Annotated in this window: 1 protein-coding gene; it reads left to right on the top strand. The window is 76.2% G+C overall.

Annotated features, from left to right (window positions below; all coding sequences use genetic code 11):
• Positions 1-320 precede the first annotated feature (320 nt).
• Positions 321-2,045: an NAD(P)/FAD-dependent oxidoreductase gene (locus E1293_RS46515; protein WP_132206483.1), complete on the top strand. Its 1,725-nt coding sequence runs from the start codon at positions 321-323 to the stop codon at positions 2,043-2,045.
• The last annotated feature ends 157 nt before the right edge of the window (positions 2,046-2,202 follow it).

Raw genomic sequence — 2,202 nt, forward strand, 5'->3', positions numbered from 1 at the left:
CGCCCGCCCTGTGGTGACGCGCCCTGTGGTGACGCGCCCTGTGGTGACGCGCCCTGTGGTGACGCGCCCTGTGGTGACGCGCCCTGCTGTGACGCGCCTGCCATGGACGATTGTCCGGCGTGGCCCGGCGTGGGGGGTCGTCCGCCGAGCATGGGCAGGGCGGCTTGGTGACGTCGGCCCCCGGGGCGGCGGTCGTCCCCGGACTGCCGGATGCCCGGCACTCGCCCTGGGGGTTCGGTCGGGTGAACCGGGGGTGGCGAGTCGGCCGTACACCCCGGTGAGGTCCTCGGGGGGCCGCCCAGCGGGACGGGTGATGCGGCATGCGGCTGCGGGAGCATGGGCCGACGGCGCCGGGGGACGGCGCCAGGTTGGTCGCGGGGATGGTCAGCGGGCTCGTGTCGGGCCTCGCGGTCGGCGCGCTGATGGCCTGGCAGGGCCTGCTGGCGACCCACGGCACATACGGCTGGGCGGTCTTCGCCCTGTACGCGGCTGTCACCGGCGAGCTCCTCGGCGGGTTCGTCGGGCGGCGTCCGTTCGGTCCGGCGGTGTCGGCGGCGGGGGGCCTGCTCCTCGGGCTGCTCGGCTGGACGTTCTGGTGGCTGACCGTCGACTCGCTGCTCCAGGGCACGGCGCCGACCTGGTCGGTCGCGGCGGCCGCGCAGGTGTATCCGGAGCTGGTCGGCTCGCTGCTGCAGGGCACGCTGGCCGGGATGCTCTTCCACGTGATCGTCCGGCGGTTCCGGGAGCGTCCGCCGAGGCCGGGACCGCGCGCGCCGCGCGTGGTGATCGTGGGCGGCGGCTTCGGCGGCGTCGGGGCCGCACGGCGGTTCGAGCGGCTGGGCCTGCGGGGCCGGCGCATCGACGTGACGCTGATCAGCGACTCCAACCATCTGCTGTTCACGCCGATGCTCGCCGGGGTCGCGTCGGGCGGGCTGGAGGAGCGGCACATCAGCTCGCCGGTGCGGGCCGCCGTCCCGCACACGCGGTTCCGGCACGGGCGGGTCGCCGAGGTCGACGCGGCGCGGCGGGTCGTCCGGCTGGAGGCGGGCGGTGAGGCGGTGCCCTACGACCATCTGGTGCTGGCGGTCGGGTCCGTCCCGCGCTTCCCGGATCTGCCGGGCGTGGCGGCGAACGCCTGCACGCTCAAGTCGCTCGCGGACGCCGCGCGGCTCCGGGAGCGGGTGCTGACGCTGCTGGAGCGCGCCGACCAGGAGGACGATCCCGGGGAGCGGGCCCGGCTGCTGACCTTCGTGGTGGCGGGCGGCGGGTTCGCCGGGACGGAGGTGGTCGCCGAGCTGTACGACCTGGCCCATGACGTCCTCCACTTCTATCCCGGCATCGACCCAGGGGAGCCGCGCTTCGTCCTCGTCCACGCGGGCGGGCGCGTTCTGCCCGAACTGCCGGAGCGCCTCGGGGAGTACGCGCTGGGCAAGCTGCGGGCGCGCGGCATCGAGGTCCGGCTCGGGGTACGGGTGGACGGGGCCACCGAGCGGGAGGTGCGGCTCGGCGGCGGCGCGGTGATCCCGGCGGCGACGTTCGTCTGGACGGCGGGCAACCGGCCGGGCCCGCTGCTGCGGACGCTCCCCGGCGAACGCGGCCCCGACGGTTCGATCGTCGTCGACCGGACGCTGCGCGTGTTCGGCCTGGACGGCGTCTGGGCGATCGGCGACTGCGCCAGGGTCCCCGCCGAGGACGGCACGCCGTACCCGGCGACCGCCCAGCACGCGACACGCCAGGGCAAGGCCGTCGCCGACAACGTCGCCGCCGTGCTGAGGGGGCGCCGGCCGGGCCCGTTCCGCTTCCGGACGATCGGCGTGTTCGTCGCGCTGGGGCATCGCACCGCCGCGGGCGAGATCCGCGGCCGCCCCTTCTCGGGGCTGAGCGCCTGGCTGCTGTGGCGCGGAATCTACCTGGGCAAACTGCCCGGCATCGAGCGCCGCGTCCGAGTCCTTCTCGACTGGACACTCGACGTGGTCTTCCCCCGCGACATCGCGGTGACCGCCCCGCCGGCCGAAGCGCCGCTCCCCGCGCGGGGCCTTCGATGACCGGCCCCTCGGGCAGACCGTGGGAAACAGCAACCGGCCGGCCCCAGGCGACGACCGGCGGTCTGCCGCTGGACGCGGTGTCCGGCGACGTGTCGCGGGGAGGGGCGAGCGGCGTGATGCCGAGGGCGGTGTCCGGCGGTCTGCCCGAGGGGGCGGG

Source organism: Actinomadura darangshiensis (genome assembly GCF_004349235.1).
In the GTDB taxonomy this organism is placed as follows: Bacteria; Actinomycetota; Actinomycetes; order Streptosporangiales; family Streptosporangiaceae; genus Spirillospora; species Spirillospora darangshiensis.